Source organism: Rhizobium sp. AG855, assembly GCF_003610655.1.
Classification (GTDB): Bacteria; Pseudomonadota; Alphaproteobacteria; order Rhizobiales; family Rhizobiaceae; genus Allorhizobium; species Allorhizobium wuzhouense.
In genome coordinates this window covers 1,029,864-1,051,295 of sequence record NZ_RAQG01000003.1, presented here as the reverse complement: position 1 = coordinate 1,051,295, position 21,432 = coordinate 1,029,864, and the positions used below count along the sequence as shown (strand labels likewise).

The 21,432-nt window shown below is 62.0% G+C and carries 21 protein-coding genes, 1 tRNA gene and 1 pseudogene; 9 read left to right on the top strand and 14 right to left on the bottom strand.

Annotated elements, in window-relative coordinates; genetic code table 11:
- Positions 1 to 18 precede the first annotated feature (18 nt).
- The 3 genes from DFO46_RS05145 to DFO46_RS05135 all read left to right on the top strand — a co-directional run bounded on the left by DFO46_RS05145 (position 19) and on the right by DFO46_RS05135 (position 3,254).
- Positions 19 to 1,062, top strand: a complete 1,044-nt coding sequence (locus DFO46_RS05145; protein ID WP_120276564.1) for a zinc-dependent alcohol dehydrogenase family protein — start codon at positions 19 to 21, stop codon at positions 1,060 to 1,062.
- A 101-nt stretch (positions 1,063 to 1,163) separates the two neighbouring features.
- Positions 1,164 to 2,312, top strand: coding sequence for a spermidine/putrescine ABC transporter substrate-binding protein (locus DFO46_RS05140; RefSeq protein ID WP_120276563.1), 1,149 nt, complete (start codon positions 1,164 to 1,166; stop codon positions 2,310 to 2,312).
- A gap of 75 nt (positions 2,313 to 2,387) precedes the next feature.
- Positions 2,388 to 3,254: a hypothetical protein gene (locus DFO46_RS05135; protein ID WP_120276562.1), complete on the top strand. Its 867-nt coding sequence runs from the start codon at positions 2,388 to 2,390 to the stop codon at positions 3,252 to 3,254.
- Positions 3,255 to 3,505: 251 nt separating this feature from the next.
- On the opposite strand, the gene metH is transcribed toward DFO46_RS05135, so the two are convergent.
- Positions 3,506 to 7,261 (bottom strand): methionine synthase, encoded by a 3,756-nt coding sequence (metH, locus tag DFO46_RS05125; protein ID WP_120276560.1) that lies wholly within the window; start codon positions 7,259 to 7,261, stop codon positions 3,506 to 3,508.
- 158 nt (positions 7,262 to 7,419) lie between these two features.
- On the opposite strand from metH, the gene DFO46_RS05120 reads away from it, so the two are divergent.
- Positions 7,420 to 8,676 carry an AGE family epimerase/isomerase gene (locus DFO46_RS05120; RefSeq protein ID WP_120276559.1) on the top strand — a complete coding sequence of 419 codons (1,257 nt, stop codon included), beginning with the start codon at positions 7,420 to 7,422 and terminating at the stop codon, positions 8,674 to 8,676.
- 72 nt (positions 8,677 to 8,748) lie between these two features.
- On the opposite strand, the gene DFO46_RS05115 is transcribed toward DFO46_RS05120, so the two are convergent.
- Positions 8,749 to 9,492, bottom strand: a complete 744-nt coding sequence (locus DFO46_RS05115) for an SIMPL domain-containing protein (RefSeq protein ID WP_110790829.1) — start codon at positions 9,490 to 9,492, stop codon at positions 8,749 to 8,751.
- A gap of 190 nt (positions 9,493 to 9,682) precedes the next feature.
- Here DFO46_RS05115 and DFO46_RS05110 point away from each other — a divergent pair.
- Positions 9,683 to 9,758, top strand: a tRNA-Ile gene (locus DFO46_RS05110).
- 28 nt (positions 9,759 to 9,786) lie between these two features.
- Here DFO46_RS05110 and DFO46_RS05105 read toward each other — a convergent pair.
- Positions 9,787 to 10,149, bottom strand: coding sequence for a hypothetical protein (locus DFO46_RS05105; RefSeq protein WP_183041923.1), 363 nt, complete (start codon positions 10,147 to 10,149; stop codon positions 9,787 to 9,789).
- Between the two features lie 214 nt (positions 10,150 to 10,363).
- On the opposite strand from DFO46_RS05105, the gene DFO46_RS05100 reads away from it, so the two are divergent.
- Positions 10,364 to 10,588, top strand: coding sequence for a hypothetical protein (locus DFO46_RS05100; protein WP_120276557.1), 225 nt, complete (start codon positions 10,364 to 10,366; stop codon positions 10,586 to 10,588).
- Between the two features lie 28 nt (positions 10,589 to 10,616).
- Here the strand turns inward: DFO46_RS05100 and DFO46_RS05095 are convergent, their stop codons facing one another.
- The 4 genes from DFO46_RS05095 to DFO46_RS05080 form a co-directional block, all read right to left on the bottom strand.
- On the bottom strand, positions 10,617 to 10,949 hold the full coding sequence (locus DFO46_RS05095; protein ID WP_120276556.1) for an ATPase inhibitor subunit zeta: 333 nt from the start codon (positions 10,947 to 10,949) through the stop codon (positions 10,617 to 10,619).
- Positions 10,950 to 10,974: 25 nt separating this feature from the next.
- Positions 10,975 to 11,274: a hypothetical protein gene (locus DFO46_RS05090; RefSeq protein ID WP_120276555.1), complete on the bottom strand. Its 300-nt coding sequence runs from the start codon at positions 11,272 to 11,274 to the stop codon at positions 10,975 to 10,977.
- 411 nt (positions 11,275 to 11,685) lie between these two features.
- A complete protein-coding gene (locus DFO46_RS05085) occupies positions 11,686 to 12,033 on the bottom strand; it encodes a hypothetical protein (RefSeq protein ID WP_165826190.1) in 348 nt (115 codons plus the stop codon).
- Between the two features lie 173 nt (positions 12,034 to 12,206).
- Positions 12,207 to 12,623 carry a secondary thiamine-phosphate synthase enzyme YjbQ gene (locus DFO46_RS05080; protein ID WP_120278146.1) on the bottom strand — a complete coding sequence of 139 codons (417 nt, stop codon included), beginning with the start codon at positions 12,621 to 12,623 and terminating at the stop codon, positions 12,207 to 12,209.
- 149 nt (positions 12,624 to 12,772) lie between these two features.
- On the opposite strand from DFO46_RS05080, the gene DFO46_RS05075 reads away from it, so the two are divergent.
- On the top strand, positions 12,773 to 13,234 hold the full coding sequence (locus tag DFO46_RS05075; protein ID WP_120276554.1) for a heme-degrading domain-containing protein: 462 nt from the start codon (positions 12,773 to 12,775) through the stop codon (positions 13,232 to 13,234).
- Between the two features lie 21 nt (positions 13,235 to 13,255).
- On the opposite strand, the gene DFO46_RS05070 is transcribed toward DFO46_RS05075, so the two are convergent.
- Both DFO46_RS05070 and DFO46_RS05065 read right to left on the bottom strand, forming a co-directional pair.
- Entirely contained in the window at positions 13,256 to 13,636 is a 381-nt protein-coding gene (locus tag DFO46_RS05070; RefSeq protein WP_110790836.1) for a nuclear transport factor 2 family protein, read from the bottom strand.
- Between the two features lie 63 nt (positions 13,637 to 13,699).
- Entirely contained in the window at positions 13,700 to 14,626 is a 927-nt protein-coding gene (locus DFO46_RS05065) for a LysR family transcriptional regulator ArgP (protein ID WP_120276553.1), read from the bottom strand.
- Between the two features lie 90 nt (positions 14,627 to 14,716).
- Between DFO46_RS05065 and DFO46_RS05060 the strand changes: the two genes are divergently transcribed.
- Positions 14,717 to 15,316: a LysE/ArgO family amino acid transporter gene (locus DFO46_RS05060; RefSeq protein WP_120276552.1), complete on the top strand. Its 600-nt coding sequence runs from the start codon at positions 14,717 to 14,719 to the stop codon at positions 15,314 to 15,316.
- Between the two features lie 21 nt (positions 15,317 to 15,337).
- Here DFO46_RS05060 and DFO46_RS05055 read toward each other — a convergent pair whose 3' ends face one another.
- The 3 genes and pseudogenes from DFO46_RS05055 to DFO46_RS05045 all read right to left on the bottom strand — a co-directional run bounded on the left by DFO46_RS05055 (position 15,338) and on the right by DFO46_RS05045 (position 17,110).
- The gene (locus DFO46_RS05055) at positions 15,338 to 16,399 is read right to left on the bottom strand and encodes a DUF930 domain-containing protein (RefSeq protein ID WP_120276551.1); all 1,062 of its coding nucleotides are present in this window, start codon (positions 16,397 to 16,399) and stop codon (positions 15,338 to 15,340) included.
- Positions 16,400 to 16,470: 71 nt separating this feature from the next.
- Positions 16,471 to 16,868 (bottom strand): annotated as a pseudogene (locus DFO46_RS05050) (type II toxin-antitoxin system VapC family toxin).
- Positions 16,865 to 17,110, bottom strand: a complete 246-nt coding sequence (locus DFO46_RS05045; protein ID WP_245422509.1) for an AbrB/MazE/SpoVT family DNA-binding domain-containing protein — start codon at positions 17,108 to 17,110, stop codon at positions 16,865 to 16,867. Before DFO46_RS05045 ends, DFO46_RS05050 begins: the two are co-directional and overlap by 4 nt.
- 200 nt (positions 17,111 to 17,310) lie before the next feature.
- On the opposite strand from DFO46_RS05045, the gene DFO46_RS05040 reads away from it, so the two are divergent.
- Positions 17,311 to 17,550 carry a DUF2798 domain-containing protein gene (locus tag DFO46_RS05040; RefSeq protein WP_120276550.1) on the top strand — a complete coding sequence of 80 codons (240 nt, stop codon included), beginning with the start codon at positions 17,311 to 17,313 and terminating at the stop codon, positions 17,548 to 17,550.
- A gap of 60 nt (positions 17,551 to 17,610) precedes the next feature.
- On the opposite strand, the gene rpoD is transcribed toward DFO46_RS05040, so the two are convergent.
- Together rpoD and DFO46_RS05030 are read right to left on the bottom strand one after the other, a co-directional pair.
- Positions 17,611 to 19,674: an RNA polymerase sigma factor RpoD gene (rpoD, locus tag DFO46_RS05035; RefSeq protein WP_110790841.1), complete on the bottom strand. Its 2,064-nt coding sequence runs from the start codon at positions 19,672 to 19,674 to the stop codon at positions 17,611 to 17,613.
- Positions 19,675 to 20,077: 403 nt separating this feature from the next.
- Complete coding sequence (locus tag DFO46_RS05030) at positions 20,078 to 21,382, bottom strand: adenylate/guanylate cyclase domain-containing protein (protein ID WP_110790842.1); 1,305 nt, start codon at positions 21,380 to 21,382, stop codon at positions 20,078 to 20,080.
- Positions 21,383 to 21,432: the final 50 nt, after the last annotated feature.

The following is a 21,432-nucleotide window of genomic DNA, read 5'->3' as shown; positions in this document are numbered from 1 at the left end:
CGATCCGGGAGACGATCCATGCGCGCCATGTATTACGAAGCCTTCGGCGCCATGCCCGAAATCCGCACCCTGCCCGATCCGACGCCGACACCCGGCGGCGTCGTGATTGCGGTCAAGGCAACAGGCCTCTGCCGCAGCGACTGGCATGGCTGGATGGGCCATGACCCGGACATTCACCTGCCGCACGTCCCCGGCCATGAATTCGCCGGCACCATTGCCGCCGTCGGTCGTGAGGTGAAGCGCTTCAAGGTCGGCGAGCGCGTCACCGTGCCCTTTGTCTCCGGCTGCGGCCACTGCCAGGAATGCCGCTCCGGCAACCAGCAGGTCTGCGAAGAGCAGTTCCAGCCGGGCTTCACCCATTGGGGCTCCTTCGCCGAATACGTGGCGATCGACTATGCCGATCAGAACCTCGTCCACCTGCCAGAGGAGATCGCCTATGAGACGGCGGCCGGCCTCGGCTGCCGCTTTGCCACCTCCTTCCGCGCCGTTGTCGACCAGGGTCGCCTGAAAGGCGGCGAATGGCTCGCGGTCCACGGCTGCGGCGGCGTCGGCCTCTCCGCGATCATGATCGGCAAGGCGCTCGGGGCCAATGTCGTCGCAATCGACATCGCCGAAGACAAACTCGCCCTCGCAAAAGCCTTGGGTGCGAGCACCGTCATCAACAGCCGTGAAGTGGATGACACGGTCGAGGCGGTGCGGGATGTCACCGGCGGCGGCGCCCATGTTTCCGTCGATGCGCTCGGCCACCCGCAGACCTGCTGCAATTCCATCACCAACCTGCGCCGGCGCGGCCGCCATGTGCAGGTCGGCCTGATGCTCGGCGAGCATTCGACCCCCGCCATTCCGATGGCCCGTGTCATCTCGCAGGAACTGGAAATCTATGGCAGCCACGGCATGCAGTCCTGGCGCTACGATGCCATGATGCAGATGATCCTCTCGGGTCGCCTTGATCCCGCCAGCCTGATCGGACGACGCCTCACGCTGACGCAGGCCGCCATTGCCCTCACCGAGATGGACCGTTTTGCCGAAAGCGGCATCAGCATCATCGACCGGATGGCCTGAGGCATGGCGGCTGTCGACGGCTTGTCGACAGGCCTAGAGATCTCGTTAACGCCTTTGTGGTGAGATGCCACCCGTCGCCCAGAACACGGGATTTCCTCAGCATGGTGAAAAGGCCGCCCGAGATCGATCCACAGACCTTCATGAAGGAATTCATGCGGTTGAAGCGCGGTTCGGTGACACGGCGACACTTTCTCTCGATCACGGGTCTCGCCGCCGCCATGGCGCTTGCAGACGGTGTGGCGAAGCCGCTGAGCGCCGCGCAGAATTCGGGTCTTGGGCGGAAGGTCACGCTGGCCACTTGGCCCAACTATCATGATCCCAAGACCTTCGAGGATTTCACCCGCAATTTCGGCGTCGAGGTCGATGTCTCCATCATCGGCTCAAACGAGGGCACGATGCGGTCGCTGGACATGGGCCGCAACTGGGACATCATCGTCCCGAGCCAATATGCGATTGCGCCCTATGTCGAGCGCGGCATGTTGCTGCCGCTGGACATCTCGCTCCTGCCGAATTTCGACGCGTCGACCCATCTCGACCGACACCTCAATCCAGGCGTGATCGGTGGCGTCCGCTATGCCGTGCCGAAGAACGCAGGCACCACCGGCATGGCCTATAACAGGAAACAGCTCTACCCCATCTCCAGCTGGCGCGGCTTCTTCGACACGGCCCGGAACGAAGCCTCGGGGCACACGATTGTGCATGACTATCAGTTGACCACCATCGGCAACGCCCTGGTGGCCCTCGGACACGGCTTCAATTCCTGCCAGCCCGCAGAACTGGAAGCCGCCGAGACCCTGCTGATGGAGGTGAAGCCGCATCTTCATTCGATCGACAGCGACTATCAACCTGCCATGCGGGCCGGAGAGGCTTGGCTGACCATGTGCTGGAGCAATGATGCCTATCAGATGAGCCGGGACAGCGACGAGATCGTCTACAATCTCGGCTCCGACGGCGGTGAGATCTGGACCGATTTCTTTGCCATTACGAGCAAGGCGAAGAATCCTCGAGGGGCCTACGCACTCATCAACCACCTGATGGACCCGAGAACGGCAGCACAGGAACATTTGTGCAATGGAGCGACCATCGTCGACAGCAGGGTCGAAGCCTACTTGCCCGAGGAAATGCTCGGCAACGTGATCGTCCATCCGGACGAAGCTCGCCTCACGCCGCTCGAATTCGGCATTGCGCGGGTGATGACGGATCCCATTCGCGCCGAAATCATGAACCGTTTCCGCAGCGCGGGCGGCTGACGCATCCCTCCCGCCGTGATAGCCAGAAAGGCAGAGCCGTGCGAACGGCGACTATGCCCAACCGACGGATGCTCCATGCCTCAGATTTCCATCATCGACACGATCTCCGATCCCGGCAAGCAAGGCCGCGCCAACGAGGACAGGTTTGGCTACAACAACTATTCCGCCTTCGTGCTGGATGGCGCGACCGGTTTGGGCGACCGGCAGTTCATGGACGGCTATGGCTCGGACGCCGGCTGGATCGCCGAATTCGGCACCACGCGCCTCGCCGAGCGCCTGGACGCCTTGGCCAATCCGGCAACAGTCCTGCGGCAGATCTCCGAGGAAGCCCGCGATATTTTCGTAGCTGTAGCCGGCGACCAGCCGCGCTACGCCTGGCCACTCTGCAGCCTGACGGGATTGCAGGCGACGCCGACCGGCTTCCGCTGGTTCGGCCTCGGCGACAGCTGCCTGTATCTTCTGCATGACGACGGCCAGTCCGACTTCGTGATCCCCATCCCTGGCGCCTATGAATGGGAGCAGCATCAGGCCGCCAAACACATCGCCCGCGTCGGCGGCATCGGCAAGGCTGGCGTCGCCAATGACGATCCAACAACGCTGGAAGACCTGCGCCGGGGCCGCGCCCGACAGAACACGCCCGACGGCACCACCTGGACCTTCGGCATCGTGCCCGAAGCCGCAGATCACCTCGTGACAGCCGATGTGCCCATCCAAGGCGGCGCCACAGCCATCCTCTGCTCCGACGGCATTGCTGATTTGGTCGCGCTCTACAAGCTCTACGACCCCGCCACGCTGATCCGGCGGGCGGCAACCGCAGGCTTGAAGACGCTGGTCACCGAACTCCGCCACTATGAGCGGGAGCTCGATCCGGACGGCCTCAAATTCCCGCGCTACAAGCAGAGCGACGATGCGACGGCGATCCTTCTCCGGCTGGAGACGTGAAGGCAATTCAGAATCTGCCTCAATACCTTATCGCCGAATTTGGAATCGGTTTGTGAGCGTTCTAATGCAGAGGATGAACGCTTAGTTTGACCCCTGATCGATTGTTCGGTCGCAGCCCCTCATCCGCCTGCCGGCACCTTCTCCCCGCAAGCGGGGAGAAGGAGGAAACCGCAAACGGCAGAAGTCCCCTCTCCCCGCTTGCGGGGAGAGGGTCAGGGTGAGGGGCAATCGCCGACACGAACGCGCAATACTTACTCCGCCGCTTTCGGCACATAATTCAGCACCGGCCCCAGCCAGCGCTCGACCTCACGCACCTCCATGCCCTTGCGCGCCGCATAGTCCTCGACCTGATCGCGCTCGACCTTGGCGACGCCGAAATAATAGCTGTCGGGGTGGCCGATATAGAGGCCCGAGACGGAGGAGCCCGGCCACATGGCATAACTCTCCGTCAGCGTCACGCCGGTCGCCTTGGTTGCATCCAAGAGCGAGAACAGTGTCACCTTTTCCGTATGGTCGGGCTGAGCGGGATAGCCGGGGGCCGGCCGGATCCCGCCATAGCTTTCCGAGATCAGCTCCTCGGGCGTAAAGGCCTCGTCCGGCGCATAACCCCAGAATTCGCGGCGCACCCGCTCATGCATGCGCTCGGCAAAGGCCTCGGCGAAACGATCGGCCAGCGCCTTGACGAGGATCGAGGAATAATCGTCATTCGCTCGCTCGAAGCGCTCGGCGATCGCCACTTCCTCGATGCCGGCCGTCACCACGAAACCGCCGACATAATCCGCAACGCCTGTGTCCAGCGGTGCGACGAAATCGCTGAGTGCCACATTCGCCCTGCCCTCTCGCTTGGCGATCTGTTGGCGCAGCGTGAAGAAGGTCGCGAGTTCCTCCTGTCGTGCATCGTCCTTGAAGAGCCGGATATCGTCGCCCACGGTATTGGCCGGCCAGAAGCCGATCACGGCGCGCGGCCGGAACCAGTTTTCCGCAATGATCTTTGCCAGCATCGCCTGCGCATCGGCAAACAACTGCCGCGCCGCCTCGCCCTGCTTTTCGTCTTCGAGAATGGCTGGATAACGCCCCTTCAGCTCCCAGGTCTGGAAGAAGGGTGTCCAATCGATATAGCGGGCAAGGTCGGCGAGGTCATAGGTCTCGAAAACCTTGGTGCCGGTAAAGCTCGGCTTCGTCGGCTTGTAGCTGCTCCAGTCGAGCTTGATGGCATTTTCGCGCGCCGATGCCAGCGGCTGGCGCTGCTTTTCGGCTTCCGCCCGCGCATGGGCCTCGGCCACCTTGGCATATTCGCCCTTGATACCCTCGACATAGGTCTCGTTGCCATCTTCTGAGAGCAGCGCCGAGACCACGCCCACCGCGCGGCTGGCATCGGTCACATAGACCGCCTGCCCTGCCTTGTACTGCGGATGGATCTTGACGGCGGTGTGCACCCGGCTCGTCGTCGCCCCGCCGATCAGCAGCGGCACGGTAAACCCCTGACGCTGCATTTCGGAGGCCACATGCACCATCTCGTCGAGCGACGGCGTGATCAGCCCGGACAACCCGATGACATCGACATTCTCCGCTTTCGCCACTTCGAGGATCTTGGTTGCCGGCACCATGACGCCGAGATCGATGATCTCGTAATTGTTGCAGGCGAGAACGACGCCGACGATGTTCTTGCCGATGTCATGCACGTCGCCCTTGACGGTCGCCATCAGCACCTTGCCGGCGGCCTGACGCTCACCGGCCCCGCCATTCAGTCGCTTCTCCTCTTCCATGTAAGGGAGCAGCACGGCCACCGCCTGCTTCATCACACGCGCCGATTTCACCACCTGCGGCAAAAACATCTTGCCCGCGCCGAAGAGGTCGCCGACGACATTCATGCCAGCCATCAGCGGCCCCTCGATGACGTGTAGCGGACGCTCGGCCTTTTGGCGTGCCTCTTCCGTGTCGATCTCGATGAATTCGGTGATGCCGTTGACCAGCGCATGCTCCAGCCGCTTCTCGACTGGCCACTCGCGCCAGCTCATGTCCTGCGTGCGGGTCTTCGCCTCGCCGGTGCCGCGATAGCGCTCGGCGATCTCCAGCAGCCGCTCGGTCCCATCCTTGCGGCGGTTCAGCACCACGTCTTCGCAGGCCTCGCGCAGATCCGGATCGATGCTCTCATAGACGGCGAGCTGGCCTGCATTGACGATGCCCATATCCATGCCCGCCTGGATGGCATGGTAGAGGAAGACCGCATGCATGGCTTCCCGCACCGGCTCGTTGCCGCGGAAGGAGAAGGAGAGGTTCGACACGCCGCCCGAGATATGCACCAACGGCATTTCCTGCCGGATCGTCCGCGTCGCTTCGATGAAATCGACGCCGTAATTGTCGTGTTCCTCGATGCCGGTCGCGACCGCAAATACGTTGGGGTCGAAGATGATGTCCTCAGGCGCAACGCCCGCCTCTTCCGTCAGGATCTTATAGGCCCGCCGGCAAATCTCGACCTTGCGCTGATAGGTGTCGGCCTGGCCCTGTTCGTCAAAAGCCATGACCACGACGGCGGCCCCGTAATTGCGGATGAGCTTCGCCTGCTCGACGAAATTCTCCTCGCCCTCCTTGAGCGAGATCGAGTTCACCACCGCCTTGCCCTGCACGCATTTGAGGCCGGCTTCGATGATCGGGAACTTGGATGAGTCGATCATCACAGGCACGCGGGCGATATCCGGCTCGGCGGCGATCAGATTGAGGAACTCGACCATGGCCTGCTGCGAGTCGATCAAGCCTTCGTCCATGTTGATGTCGATGATCTGTGCGCCGTTCTCGACCTGATCGCGCGCGACCACCAGGGCTGCCGTATAGTCACCCGCCGTGATCAGCTTGCGGAACTTGGCCGAACCGGTGACATTGGTGCGCTCGCCGACATTGACGAAAGGGATGTCCTTGGTTAGCTCGAACGGTTCAAGCCCCGAGAGGGACATGAACGGTCGATGCTTGGCGGGTGCACGCGGCGCCCTGCCCTTCACGGCATCCGCGATGGCAGCGATATGCGCGGGCGTCGAGCCACAACATCCGCCGACCACATTGACGATCTGTTCGTCGGCAAAGCCGGCGACAAGCTCGGCCATCTCTTCCGGGCTCTGGTCGTAGCGGCCGAATTCGTTGGGCAGGCCGGCATTCGGATAGGCCGAAATGAAGGTGTCGGCGACGCCGGACAATTCCTGCAGATGCGGCCGCATGGCATCGGCCCCGAGTGCGCAGTTGAGGCCAACAGCGAAAGGTCGGGCATGGCGCACGGAGTTCCAGAAGGCCGTCGGCGTCTGGCCGGACAGCGTGCGGCCGGAGAGATCGGTGATCGTGCCCGAGATCATCACCGGCAGGCGGATGCCCTTGGCAAGAAAACGCTCCTCGCAGGCAAAGATCGCCGCCTTGGCATTCAGCGTATCGAAGATCGTCTCGATCAGGATGAGATCGGCCCCGCCATCGATCAGCCCGTCGATCTGCTCGCCGTAAGCAAGACGCAGATCGTCGAAGGAGACGGCGCGGTAACCGGGATTGTTGACGTCGGGAGAGATCGACGCCGTGCGGTTGGTCGGCCCGATGGCACCGGCGACGAAACGCCGTTTGCCGTCCTCACGCTCGGCCCGCCAGGCCGCCCGGCGCACGAGTTCCGCGCCATGGCGGTTGAGGTCATAGACCGCCCCCTCCATCTCGTAATCGGCCTGGGCAATGCGGGTGGAGGAGAACGTATTGGTTTCGAGAATGTCGGCACCCGCCATCGCATAGCGGAAATGGATGTCTTCAATCGCATTCGGCTGGGTGAGGATCAGCAGGTCGTTATTGCCCTGCTGATGACAGGCGCAGCCGAGGAAACGCTCGCCGCGAAAATCATCTTCCGTCAGCCCGAGCCCCTGGATTTCCGTGCCCATCGCACCGTCCAGGATCAGGATACGCTCGCGCGCCGCTTGGCTGAGCGCCTTCAGGATTTCCGCCCCGTCCCGATTTGCGCCCTCGCGGCCGAACAGTTGATCGAGCATCTGCGAACTCTCCTATTGCGTATGCGACACCAGTCAATTCACATAAAGATATCTTTATGTCAACATTCGATCCTCTTGTGCGCCACCCCACAGAGACGGTGGCAGCGATGCAAGTGATCAGTTATAGAAACTTCAACGATGCCGCCCGGGAGAAAGAAATGTCGGAAAATCAATCGCAATACGCGCTGTCCAGCCTGTGGAGCACTCGTCCCTACCACCGCAAATGGCTGCTCGCCCAGGCAGACGGCCTGTTCGATTTCTTCCAGGGTTCGGCGATCAATCCGAAAGGCGGCTTTTACGACCTGTCGCGCGACGGCAAGCCGCTATCAACAGACAATCCTGCCCGCGGCATCCATGCCAGCGCCCGCATGGTGCATTGTTATGCCATCGGCCACCTGCTCGGCCGCCCCGGCTCGGCCGAGATCATCGACCACGGCATGCGCTATCTCTGGGAGCGCCACCGCGATGAGACAAACGGCGGTTATTTCTGGCAGGCAAACGACACCGGTGCGGCGGACGATTCGAAGCAGGGTTATGGCCACGCCTTCGTCCTGCTCGCCGCCTCCTCGGCCAAATGCATCGGCCACCCGCTGGCAGACGCCATGCTCGCCGATATCACCGAGGTAATCGAGGAGAAATTCTGGGACGAGGAACACGGTGCCATTGCAGAGGAATTCTCACGTGACTGGCAGCCGGTGCCCGGCTATCGCGGCCAGAATTCCAACATGCATCTGACCGAAAGCCTGATGGCCGCTTTTGAGGCAACCGGTGAGCAACATTACCTCACCAAGGCCGAGCGGATCGCTGACCTGATCATCAACCGCCGCGCCCGAGAAGAAGCCTTCCGTGTTGCCGAGCATTTCGATGAAAACTGGGTGGTCGACCGGAATTATTACCATCCGAACGAAATGTTCCGCCCGGCCGGCACCACGCCCGGCCACGCACTCGAATGGGCCCGACTGATCCTGCAGCTCTGGGTGCTCGGCGGCAAGAAACACGAGTGGATGCCGGAGGCCGCACGCGGCCTGTTCTTCCAATCCATGGCGCTCGGCTGGGACAAGGACAAGGGCGGCTTCTTCTACACGCTGGATTGGGCAAACACGCCCGAGAAGCGCGCAAAACTCTGGTGGCCGCTTTGCGAGGGGGCAGCCGCCGCCCACTTCTTGAACCAGCACCAGGAAAGTGACTTCCACGAAGAGAGCTACCGGAAGATCTGGAATTTTGTCGCGAACAACAATCTCGACCGCGATTTCGGCGGCTGGTTTGAGGAACTGACCGAGGAGGGCAAGCCTTCCAACAGCCTCTTCCCCGGCAAGGGCGATATCTACCACGCCCTCCAGGCCTGCCTCATTCCGCTCTTTCCGGCAGAGGGCAGCCTGACCAGGATGATCGCGCAGCATCCGCTCGACGTCTGAAGCACAGCCAGATCAAGACATGCAAAAGGGCCGGAAAACCGGCCCTTTTCTGTTCGTTGATGCAATCGAAGCTTACTGCTCGATCGCATAGGTGATGTTGACGGTCACCGTATAGAGGTTTTCGCCCGAAGCGATGGGGACGGACTCGTCCGCCATCTTCGCCATCGGTGCGGCCGCATAGACCTGCGGCATCGGGCGGGCGAAATTCTCGGAAATCTCGACAATGCGCCCCAATTTGACGCCGGCAACCTCTGTCAGCGTCTTCGCCTTGGCGGCTGCCTTGGCGACCGCCTGCTTGCGTGCTTCTTCCACGGTCGCTTCCGGATTGTCATTGGTAAACGAGATGCCGCCGCCCTGGTTGACGCCGAGCTTCACCGAGCGATCAATGATCGCGCCGAGCTTCGAGAGATCCCGCACACGCACGGTCAACCCATTGCTCACGGTATAACCGACGATGACGGGCGCCTCATAGGTGCCATCGGTGCGGGTCTCCTGCTTGTATTTCGGCTGGATGGAAAAATCCGTCGTCTGCAGATCCTTCTCGGCAATGCCCTGGCCCTTGAGGTCGGCAAGCACCTCGGTCATTGCAGCGCTATTGGCCGACAGTGCTTCGGCTGCCGTTTCGGCATCGCGCACGACCGACAACGAAATCACCGCCATATCGGGTGCGACAGTAGCCTCGCCCTCGCCCGACACCATGATCGTCGCCTCACGACGCTCGGTCTCGGCAGCAAATGACGGGGCAACAAAACCGGCAGAAAGAATGGATCCTGAAAGAGCCGTGGCAATCACCAGCCCGCGCGTAAATTTCATCATAAATTATGTCCTCTGTCCCTCGGTGCCGGCGGACCATTCGATCTCGCCCGGCAATTGCCCTTCCGGCATCCGTGATGACGGGAGATTGTGAAGCCATTACGGCAGAGACTTGTCGCAAAAGGGAAATTGCGTTAGAGCCCGTGACCGGTGCGGGGGAACCATTGCCCGCCCGACGGCAATATGCCGGGCTGGGCCTGTAGCTCAATGGTTAGAGCCGGCGGCTCATAACCGCTTGGTTGGGGGTTCGAGTCCCTCCGGGCCCACCATTTCTCTCGGCGAATGCCCAAGCCTTAGTCAGGCCTCCACCGTCTCCCGCACATCGTCCAGCAGGAAATGCACGACGACATAACGCGTCGAATACGGTCTGCCGCTGTCGGAAACGCTGTCCACCGTGCCGCCGTCGGCCGGATGCCATTGGCTGTAATGCGGATTGTTGACGATCAGCGTGATCGCCTTGCCGGCGAAATGACCCTGGAGGCGATAACGTGCTTCCGCGAGCGGCCAGATGCGCTCGTAATCGGCCTGGCTCAGGCGAACCTTCAAGGCCTGCCGGTGGATTGCCTCGCTGTGCGAGCCGTCCTCCCGCTGGCGCGCCGCGCTTTCGAGCGTCACCTGCTCGGCACCGTCAAGAATGAAGCTGAACTCCTCAGGCCACATACGTCTCATCGAATTGCTCCTCCCCGAGCGTTTTCATGCTGACAGGGTGAAGTGTAGCGCGTCTGGCTGGGGAAACAACGGATGAATGTGCCGAATGCCACCGACACGACAAACTGCGCGCCAATCTCCCGATCCGCAAAGCCCCCGGCAATGCCGATGGAACCGGCTCGCCGTCCGCAGGTTTGGCTTCATCGACATCCAATGGAGACATCCGATGCAGACCACGACCGAAGACACCACGCTGGCGCCCTCAGAGGTGATACGGCCTGCCGCAGCCGACGCGCCGCTACCCGACGCAGCAAAGCGAATCGACAGCCGCCGCCGATATCCGGCCTCCGCCTTTCGCGGTCCCCTCTTCGAGGCACGCGACAGGATCGCCCTTGCCATGGCCACGGTCATGTTGATCGGCCCCTTGGCGGCACTTCCCCTCGGATTCTGAACAGAGGGAAAGCGACGCGGAGACTGGATCACTCGGTGCAGCCGGTATCCTTCAGCGCCTGCGCGTGGAAACGGCGCAGGGCCGCCGCGATATCGGTTTTGCTCATTGCATGACCGGCCTGCGCCAGATCGGCGGAAAGCCGCTCGATCACATCGCTGTCGCCGCGCACTGCATGGTCGGCTTCATGCAGGTCCGCCGCATAGCGTCCGAGATACTCGCCTTTCAGACCGATCAGCGAACCCGCCCAGTAGCCGGCCAGCAGATTGCGGCGCGCCCGGATGCTGCCGAGCGATTCGTCGTCGTGATGGCCGTGTTGGTTCTTCAAGGTGCCGCTCAATGCAGCGACGCTGGAAAGGGTCATGTCTGGTTCCTCCTCGTTGTTGAGATCAGCTCTCGGCCAACTGCGTCAGATACGTCGCGATCGCGCCGCAGGCCGGATTGGATGCATCCAGCAGTTCGGCGGGGGTTGTGAAGCCCGTGGTCAGGGACACGATGGTCGAACCCGCCCACCTGAAGTCCTGAGTGGCCCTGTCGAGCAGTGCCGGCGCCGTTGTGCTCAGACACTTATTCACCTGCGAAACGACGGCGACGGGTGCGCGCGCCTGTTCCAGCCGGAGCGCGACCTCGGACTGGATCGGATCGATGACGAAGGCTGCAAACAGGAAGGAGAAGAAATCGCCGATCATCGCTGCACCCTCCGGTCAGACCTGGCCTCGCGGCAAGCGCGCGGAGAAGGAATGCGGGGCGTTGGCTGGCCGGCATGGGCGAACACGTCGCCGGGCGATGCGAAGCGACCGGGGCCGATCAAACGGGAATCGTGGCGGGGCAAATGTCTGGTCCTTGGACCGGCAAGGATGTCGAAACGGTCCGACATCGCAAGAGCGCCGGCGGCTCTTACCAGAGGGGCCCGGACCAACGGGTTGCATGCAAGATGCGCGAGAATTCTGGCGCCTTCAAGGCACAGCGCATCCAATCCGGATGGAAAATGCACAAATGGTTCGGGCCATGCAGGCGGATCCTGTTAGGACCTCATCTGCATGGCCCGGGGGGCACGGCGGTCGTACGGCGGACGATCCGACCAGCCGCACCACCTGTCATTAGCCGCGGATCAGCGGGCAGCCGCGCACATTGGCGAAGACCACCCGGTCGCGATAACCGTGGCGTACGCCGGCAATCACCACGCGGCGTGGCGAGACGTCGGCGACGAAGGCGCGGCGCAGACCGTTCCAACGGGCCTTCTCGACGGCCTGATAGGGGTGGCACTGGCCACGGCGGTCCCAGCCGGGGCGATGGCGGTCGTCATGGCGCGGACGATCCCAGCCCCGGGCATCCCGCGGGCCGTCAATATAGATGCCCCAGCCGAAACCATCGGCGGATGCAGTCGAGACAAAGCCAGTCGTCGCGACGATCGAGACCAGGGCTGCCATTCCGAGTTTGCGAAGCATGCCAGTCATTGGGTGTGTCTCCTCTCAAGACCTCGGGCGTCTTGCCCGTGTTCTGTGTTCCGCCCGCTCTCATGAGCGATTGAGAAGAGACTAGATCGCTGCGGCTGAACGCAGTCCGAAGCGGCCATTCAGCCGGGGTTCAGGTGCCTCACCAGGTGAGACCTTTGCCCTGCCTAAAGGCAAAGCACCACTTCGCGCCGGTGCGGCCGGTCGCGATGCTCGACGAGATAGAGCCCCTGCCAGGTCCCGAGCAGCATGCGACCATTCGAGCAGGGAATGCCCAGAGACACCGGCAGCAGCGCCGCCTTGATATGGGCCGGCATATCGTCCGGCCCCTCATCCCGGTGGATGATGTAGTTCATCGAAGGATCGCTTGCCGGCGGCACCAAGCGACGGAAGAAAGACTGCAAATCGACCTGCACGGAGGGATCGGCATTTTCCTGGATCAGCAGCGAACAGGAGGTATGGCGGACGAAGACCGTAAGCACACCCTCCTCGATGCCGGCATGCGCAACGAAGTCGGCGGCTTTCTCCGTAAACTCGTAAAGCCCGGGTCCACCTGTCTCGATCGTCAGTCGTCGGAGTGCCATCGTCATCCTCACCTTCAGGCCGTCGAATGGCCTTGGGAATTAGAACCGTCCACGCAAGCGCCCTCTAGGCGCCAACGGAGGCAATCTGTAATCTGCCCACTCAACAGCTGCAAATCGCTTCCCTCCACCATGCCAGCAAGGATGCCGCAATGAGCCTGATCGAAACCATCGAAAAGCAGGAAGCCCGCCTCGTTTTCCAGGCCTTCGATGAGCTTGCCGCCCTCGACCTGGGCCAGCGTCTGGTGGCCCTTGCCCGGTCGCAATCGGCACCGGTGGTGATCGATATCCGCACCCCTGACCGCACGCTTTTCCATGCCGCCCTGCCCGGCGCTTCACCGGACAATGATCACTGGGCCCGCCGCAAGAGCAATGTCACCCTGCGCTTCCACAAGGCATCTCTCCGGGTCGGCGAAACGAACCGCCTGCGTGAGCGGGGTGTCACGCCCGATCTCGGGCTCGACCCACTGGACTATGCCGATCACGGCGGCAGTTTTCCGGTTCGCGTAGCCGGCACAGGCGTGGTCGCGGCCATCACCGTCTCTGGTCTAAAGTCGCAGGAAGACCACGACATGATCATCGCAGTCCTCGAAGACATGCTGGGCAAGCCCTGAGGCGCATCGCCTGGGTGAATTCTACGGCTGCACGGCACAGAACAGGCTGAAGCGGCTGAACAATTCGCCCTCCCGTTCCAGCACGAGCACGGCCGGGAGTGCGTAGGGCCCGGCCTCGCCATCGGCATCCGTATCGACGGTGCGCCGGTTCTGGCCGTTCAGGGTGCATTCGACGGCAACACGGAAACCCGCGTCATCGGTCATCACAACGCAATCCGTGAGTGTCAGGTCATGCCGCAGCACATAGGCCGAAAGCGTATCGCGAAATGACGCCTGTCCGATGACCCGGATGCCGTCAGGCAGATCGAGGATGGCCTCCTCGTCGAAGCGACTTATCAGCCCGGCAAAATCATGACGGTTCAACACATCGATGACGGCAAGCGTCTGATCTTTCACGGACATCGGGCTCTCCTCTTCTCATGGTGAAGATAGGCCGCAATCGTTCGAAGACAAGGGCCTGCCCAGTCAGGCGATCGGCCTCAAGGCCTGCCGCGCCGCCTCCACGACCGCCTGTGTTACCGGCTGCATCAGCCGTTGCACCGAACGACTGACATGCCAGTAAAGCGGCACATCGAGCGGACTGTCCGGCTTGAGCAGGACGAGCCTGCCATCGGCGAGCGCGGGTGCCGCCAGCATCTCCGGGTTCATGCCCCAGCCAAGCCCCGCCGCAGCAGCATCGACAAAAGCCTGGCTGGAGGGGAGCCAGTGTGATGGCCCCGTCGATGCCGTGCCGAAGATCTGCTCCGTCCAGCGCCCTTGCAGGCGGTCCTTGGCATTGAAGGTCAGCATGGGCGCTCGCGTCAGAGAGAAAGCCGTCAGACCCTCGGCGCCGAACCAGTGGCGGCAGAAGGCGGGACTGGCGGTGGCCAGATACCGCAGAGCACCGAGCGGCCGGCAATCGCATCCCTGGACCGGCCGATGCGCGCTGCTGATGGCCGCCCGCACCTCGCCGCGTTTCAGCCAGTCGGCGCTGTGGTCCTGGTCGTCGACGACGAGATCGAACAGCAGATCGCCCGCCTTCGCCAGCGCCGGCAGAAACCACGTCGCCAGGCTGTCGGCATTGACCGCCAGCCGAACCGTTGGCCAGCCTCGGGAATCAGAGCGTGTCTCGCCTTCATCGTCGCTGTCGGCACCAAGCCCCACGCCAAGATCGGTTCGCAACTCCTGTTCGAGCAGCCGCAATTCTTCGGCATGGCGAAAGACCCGCCTGCCCGCCTCGGTCGCCCGACAGGGCTGCGTCCGAATGACGAGCGGCGTTCCGATCTGCTCTTCGAGCAGCCGGATCCGCTGCGACACGGCCGACTGCGTCAAGCCGAGCTCTTTGGCCGCCCGCTCGAAGCTTCCGCTGCGAAGAATAGCGGAGAGGGCCGCCAGATGCGATGGATCAAACATCGAGATCTCTAATGGCTGATTAGATCAATGAACTTTCCTAATGCTTGGCTGCCCGCTAGTCAAAGGCGACAATATGGGAGAATGAGAGATATGGTCCCTGCCCTGACTGCGGGCTTCCTGCTTGGCCTCAGCCTGATCGTCGCGATCGGCGCACAGAATGCCTTCATCCTGCGCCAGGGGCTGCGCCGCGAACATGTCCTGTCGCTCGTAACGGTGTGTGCCTTGTCGGATGCCGTACTGATCGCGCTCGGCGTCGGCGGCTTTGCCACGATCCTTGGCCAAATCACATGGCTCGATCCGTTGATGCGCTATGCGGGCGCCGCCTTTCTGCTGGTCTATGCCTTGAGAAGCCTCAGAAGCGCGCTCGCCGGCGGCCATGTCCTGAAAGCGGGAACTGACACCCGGACCAGCCTGCGGGCTGCCCTTCTGACATGCCTCGCGCTCACCTGGCTGAACCCCCATGTCTATCTCGACACGGTTGTGCTCCTGGGCTCGATCTCCACACGGTATCCCGGACGGGAGGCGGCCTTTGCACTGGGCGCCATGGCGTCCTCCGTCCTGTTCTTCTTCAGCCTGGGGTATGGCGCTCGGTTGCTCGCGCCGCTGTTTGCAAAGCCGGTTGCGTGGCGCATCCTTGATGGCCTGATCGCGGTGGTGATGGCCACGATCGGCATCAACCTGCTGCTCTGAGGCCGGCCAGCATTCCCGGAATCAGCTTTCGGGGAACCCGCGTGACCGCCACTCGGCCTTCGGCACGGGCTTGCCCACCGACAGCGAGAATTTCACCACTTCGGTGGCATTGTCATCCACCTCGCAGCGCACGGCAATGTTGATCCAGTCACCGTTCACGTCGCGAAACGCAGCAAGCTTGATGTCGACGACATTGCCCTGCTTGAGCCGAAGGATCGGCAGGAGATAAGGCACAAAGGAAGGCCGGCCATTGCGCAATTGCTGGCTGAGTTCCGTTCCGCAGAGCTGGTCGCCGCGTTCCTGTCGCGAAAGCCCCGCCATCGCCGTTGCCGCCGCCTCATCGCCGGAAATCGCCGTGGAGAACAGACGTTTCACCTCACGCGGTACGAGAGCTGCCGCCTTGATCGGCTTTTCATTGGCATCCGATGCATCCTTGGCATCAGCGGGTTTCGGCGTCTGCTCAGCCGGCTGAGGCGCACCCGGCGGCCCGGGCTCGGTGCCATCACCTTCCACGGCCTTGTCAGCCGCATCGGGCATCGGCGCGTCCTCGGCAAGCGTCGCCTTGGGCAGCTCGATCTTGGGCTGTGGGGCGGCGGCAGCCACCTCCTGCTCGGCCTCGTCAAGCTGCGCAGCCGTTTCAGGCGTGAGGCCCGCTTCTGCTTCGGTACCCTTCGATATCTCCGGCCCGGCATCCTTTTCGGCAAATCGCACCACAGGTCTGAGAACCGGGATCGGTGCCTGACCGGCATCCGGCAGCTTCGGCTGCTCCTCGGCCTCAGGTACCGCCGGTGGCGGCTCCGGTGGTGGCTCCGTCTCTTCGGGCTTCGGCGGCTCAAGCGCCGGTGGCGGCTCTGGCGTCGGCGGCTCCTCAGCCTTCGCCTCTTCGGTCGGCGGCGGCTCGACCGGCGGCGGCGGTTCGGGTGGCGCCACCAGCGTCACCTCGACCACCGGCTCTTCGCTTTGCGGCTCAGCCTGGAAAAGGACCATCAACAGAAAAACGCCGGCCGCAACTGCATGCAGCAGCAGCGAGACGGCAAGCCCGCTATTCGGGAGCCACCAGCGTTTCGAACTCTTGTTGACCATCGGGTGATCCATACCGACGATTGCGGCAAAAAGGGAGGTGCCACACCGTCTTTTACCGGCAGGAACCTAAATCAAGGCAGGAGCACGGCGGAATGGCCACCTTCTGCCAGGAGCCTCACAGCCTTGCGGTCGAAGGAGACGAAATGCTCGCCCCGATCATGCGCCCTGTGAAGGCGATGACGCCATCCGCAAATTCACCGCCTGAATTCAGGAGCTCGAGGCCGGCATGGACCGCCGCCCGATCCGTCTCGACGTTTTCCGTATCGAGAACACGACGAATGACAGCGGCAATCTCTGCCCGCGCAACTCCGTAGTGACGGGAAAGCACCCAGACAAATTCACATAACGCTTGTAGAGTTACCGCAACGACTTCAGCGTCCCTCAGCACAGCCAAGGCCGCCTTTTGTTGACCAGGATCATCGCCAACGGCCGCCCTTAGCAGAACATTCGTGTCCGATGTGATCTTCACAGACCATCCCCCAGACCTGCTCGCATGCCTGCTTCGGATATTGCTACATCCAGCTCATCCATAGAAAGAACGCGCCCATTGGTACGCCCTTTGAGCAGATCCGCCACGTCTTCGAAAGTGCCTTTCGGACGTGCTGCTGCCAGAGTTGCTCGACCATCTGGAAGAAGATCGACTTCCACTTGGTCGCCGGGTTTCAAACCGAGATGCCTCAAAACGTCCTTTCGAAAGGTCACTTGACCCACCACCTCTTCGCCAAAGGCGCCCTTGCACGGCCTCCCGCGATGTTCTATCAACAACCGTCGGCATCGCTCGACCGTAAGCGTTTACGTGAGGCAACGCATCCAGACCTGAAATCGTCCGCACCGGGCGTGTTCTCGAAGGTAAGAGATGTGATGCATTTTCCTCGCCCGCGACGATTTCCTTTCTTCAAAGGAAACTCCCAATGCCGCTTCCGCGCATTCCCGCCCGCTATTCGGGCATCCTGATGCCTTTCATCCTCTCGATCATCATGACAATGGTGGTCTCCGCCGTGGCCACGGTGAAGAACCTCGGTTTTGGCCCGGACTTCGTCGGCAACTGGCTGCCCGCCTGGGCCATGTCCTGGGTCATCGCCTTCCCGACGCTGCTGATGGCCCTGCCGATCACGCGTCGCCTCGTGCGCATGCTGGTCCAGCCCGCGTGACACGAAAAAGGCCGGAGCGTCTCCGCTCCGGCCCTCAAAAATCAATGCTTTGCCAAACCCTCAGCTGTCGAGGAACGACCGCAGCTTGCGGCTCCGGCTCGGGTGCTTCAGCTTGCGCAGCGCCTTCGCCTCAATCTGACGGATACGTTCGCGGGTAACCGAGAACTGCTGGCCGACTTCTTCGAGCGTATGGTCGGTGTTCATGCCGATGCCGAAGCGCATGCGAAGAACACGTTCCTCACGCGGCGTGAGCGAGGCGAGAACGCGGGTGGTCGTCTCGCGCAGGTTCGCCTGAATGGCGGCGTCGATCGGCAGAAGCGCGTTCTTGTCCTCGATGAAATCGCCCAGATGCGAATCCTCTTCGTCGCCCACGGGGGTTTCGAGCGAGATCGGCTCCTTGGCGATCTTCAGGACCTTGCGGACCTTTTCGAGCGGCATGGCGAGCTTTTCGGCCAGTTCTTCCGGCGTCGGCTCGCGGCCGATCTCGTGCAGCATCTGGCGCGAGGTCCGGACGATCTTGTTGATCGTCTCGATCATGTGCACCGGAATACGGATCGTACGCGCCTGGTCGGCGATCGAGCGGGTGATCGCCTGACGGATCCACCAGGTCGCATAGGTCGAGAACTTGTAGCCGCGGCGATACTCGAACTTGTCGACCGCCTTCATCAGGCCGATATTGCCTTCCTGAATGAGGTCGAGGAACTGCAGACCGCGGTTCGTGTATTTCTTGGCGATCGAGATGACGAGACGCAGGTTCGCCTCGACCATTTCCTTCTTGGCGATGCGTGCTTCGCGCTCGCCCTTCTGCACCATCGACACGATGCGGCGGAATTCGGCGATCGAGATGCCCGTTTCCGTCGCCAGATTCTGGATCTCGCTGCGGATGTCGCGGATCGTCTGATACTCTTCCTTGGCGAACTCCTTCCAGCCACGGCCGGAAAGATTGGCAACCGACTTCATCCAGTTCGGATCGAGTTCGGCACCCTGATACTGCTCAAGGAAGGCTTCGCGCTTGACGCCATAGCTTTCGGCGAGGCGCAGCAGGCGACCCTCGTTCTGCATCAGGCGCTTGGAGATGTCGTAGAGTTGCTCGACGAGGCTGTCGATGCGGTTCTGGTTGAGCGACAGCGACTTGACGGCCGTGACCAGTTGATCCTTCAGCTCCTTGTAGCGGCGTTCCTGACCTGATGACAGCGTGCCGGCGCAGGCGAGACGCGCCTCCACCTGCTGGTCCTGCAGTTTGCGGAGCTTCTTGTAGGTGTCGGCGATGAGGTCGAGGGTCTCCATGACCTGCGGACGCAGTTCCGATTCCATCGCAGCCAGCGACAGGTTCGATTCGTCCTCGTCCTCTTCCTCTTCTTCCTGCGGCATGCCCTCGCCGCCGATGGCAGTGATGTCGTCGTCGTCGCCGGAGGCGGCCTGCGGACGGCGCTTGGCGCGTTCCTTTTCCTTCTCCTCGGCCGCCTTGCGGTCAGCCTCGATCTTTTCAGGAGACTGGAACTGCGGTGCAGCCTTGGCTTCCGGACCGGAATAGGTGGTTTCGAGATCGATGATCTCGCGCAGAAGCGTGGTGCCTTCGTTCAGTTCGTCGCGCCATATGATCAGCGCCTGGAAGGTCAGCGGGCTCTCACAGAGGCCCGAGATCATCGTTTCGCGGCCAGCCTCGATACGCTTGGCGATCGCGATTTCGCCCTCGCGCGACAGAAGCTCGACCGAGCCCATTTCGCGCAGATACATGCGCACCGGGTCATCGGTACGGTCGGTCGGCTCTTTCTTCTTGGCGGTCGCAACGGCGGTGCCGGCAGAAGGCGCAAGCTCTCCGCCTTCGCTTTCGCTCTCTTCGTCGTCCCCGTCCTCGGCGGCCGCCGGCTCATCGGCGTCTTCGTCCTCGATGACGTTGATGCCCATGTCGGAAAGCATCGCCATGGTGTCTTCGATCTGCTCGGAGGTGACTTCCTCCGACGGCAGGACCGAGTTCAGCTCATCCATAGTGACATAGCCGCGCTTCTTCGCGGCCTTGATCATTTTTTTGACCGCGTCATCGGAAAGATCGAGAAGCGGACCGTCCGTCGCGCCGTCGCGTTCGCCGTCGGCTTCTTCGTTTTCTTTGACTTTCGATGCCATCTATCTCGTCGCTTTCCCTGACGTCTGATCATATTGCGAACCGCCGGACGGATGGAGAGCCGGCCACTCACCCGGGCGTATCGCTTGTCACTGACCTAACGGAGTGTTGCTTAATTCCTGATTAACTATGGGCATTGCGGTCGCAGCGCCGAACCTTCGATTTTCTGCATGACCGGTCATCATACCAGAGATCCGCCAGAACCCACGTCACCCTTGTGTGCTTGGATTGGTGATTCCCACAATTTTTCCTGGCGTCAAGCTCTTCTGCAGCAGATACGCGGAAAATCAACAAAACAAGCCGTTCAACGGCGTCTTTATCACCGATCTTCGCAGATGTAGGACGTGAGCCCCCGGAAACAAGAGGGATGGCCCTGCTCGACCGGAGATTCTGCTGCCTGCATCATCATGCCTGCACTTTCTTGCGGACTCCCGTCAGAAACCAGACCCGCATGGCCCCCTTTCCCTTCACGTCGATCTCGCCGCGCAGTTCGAAGTCGAACCGGTCCTCCAGCCTGGACTTGAGGCAATCGGCCACCTGAATGCAGCCTGCCACCCCATGCGATTCCATATGAGCGGCGGTGTTCACGGTGTCGCCCCAAACGTCGTAGAGCAGCTTGTTCGGCCCGATAACGCCCGCCACCACCGGCCCGGTGTCGAGACCGATTCGCACGTCGACGCGCTCACCGACCTCCTCCGAGATCTGCCGGCAACATTCCAGCATGTCGAGTGCCATCAGCGCGACCGCAGCCTCATGATCGGCCATGGGCTCAGGCAGGCCGCCCGCCACCATATAGGCGTCGCCGATCGTCTTGATCTTCTCCAGCCCATGAGTGCCCGCGAGCGAATCGAACCGCCCGAAGACGCGACTGAGGAACGCGACGACCTGATGCGGATCCCAGCGGGCGGCACGCGGCGTGAAATCCACGAGATCGGCAAACAGGATCGTCGCAGAGCCGATCTGATCGGCAACCACCAAGGTCGCATGGTCACGCAGCCTGAGCGCCACGCTTGGCGGGAGGATGTTCTGCAACAGCCGCGCCGAAAAGGCATGTTCCGCCTCAAGCGCGATCTCGGCCTGCGACGCCTCCTTGAACGCGAAGAACGAGGTCGTGAAGATCAGCAGGAAGGCCAGCGGCACTGTAAGATGATACAACAACTGCAGGAAAGCCTGATCCACGGCTATGAAGCCGACGGGGGCGGTGAAGAAGAGTTCGGTCGCCATGAAGGCGGCAAGGGCCGTCAGTGTCACGCATGCCGACAATATCAGTCGCTCGGAACCGAACACCAGCATGGAGGCCGCAGCCCCCGGCAGGAAATAGAATTGAAGTCCCGAATCGCGGCCGAAGAACCAGCAGTAGCCAAGGCCGAAGACGAGCCAGAGCACGCACAGATAACTCGCTCCGACGATCGAGCCGAAGCGATGAAAGAGCGGCGTCAACGCATAGAGCACGATCTGTGGCGAGAAAGCCAGGATGGCCGGCATCAGCCCGACCCAGTCATACATCGCGTAAAGAAGGATGTAGGGAATGGTCATCAGGCTGACCATCGCGGAGATGATGTTGGTGACGGCGAGGCGCCGCCGGATACGCGGCGGATAACCCGCCGTTCCGATCCGCGCCACCCACCACACGGCATTGGGAAGCCGCCATGTCGATCGACGCTTCAGCCCTTCTTGGGCGATGATGAACTTCATATCGTCCGGCGACACGCTTCCCCCTGCTCGACGCCTATCGGTCCGAATACTCCCGCCGCCAAAGT